This is a genomic window from Mesorhizobium sp. M2C.T.Ca.TU.002.02.1.1, from assembly GCF_003997225.1.
This window is the reverse complement of record NZ_RZTO01001504.1, coordinates 1-486: the sequence shown is the minus strand read 5'-3', so window position 1 is coordinate 486 and position 486 is coordinate 1. Positions and strand designations below refer to the sequence as shown.

Here is a 486-nt window from a genome sequence, read left to right as displayed (position 1 = left end):
CCGCGAAGGTGACCGTCGCCGGCATGCGCTCGCCAGCGTCGTGAAGGGCTATCGACAGGGCGTTGGCCAGGGGCGCCGTCAAGGCGAGCCCCGCGACCAGCACGATCAGGCTTTGCGGCAGGACGGCGAAGATCGCCACCAGCGAGGCGCCGAAGATGGCGAAGATGAGATAGGCGAGCGCGTAGAACGGCCCGGTTTTCCAGCGTTCGGCCGGGTCGGGATGAACGTCGGGGCCGGTGCAGAGTGCGGCCGAGATGGCCGCAAGATTGGTGGTGGCGGCGCCGAACGGCGCCGAGAGCAGCGAAAACAGACCGGTGACGCCGATCAGCGGACCGGGCTCCGGATGGTAGCCCGCGGCGCGCAGCACCGCGAGGCCGGAAAGGTTATGGGAGGCCATGGTGACCAGATAGAGCGGCAAGGCGAGGCCAATGGTCGCCGATGCAGTGAATTGCGGCGCGATGAACGTCAATGTCGACAGTTCCGGCA

1 protein-coding gene is annotated in these 486 nt (G+C 67.5%); it reads right to left on the bottom strand.

The genetic code is table 11. The annotated features are described in order from the left end of the window. On the bottom strand, positions 1-486 hold a 486-nt coding region (locus EOD07_RS36985; protein WP_206519687.1), incomplete at both ends, for a benzoate/H(+) symporter BenE family transporter.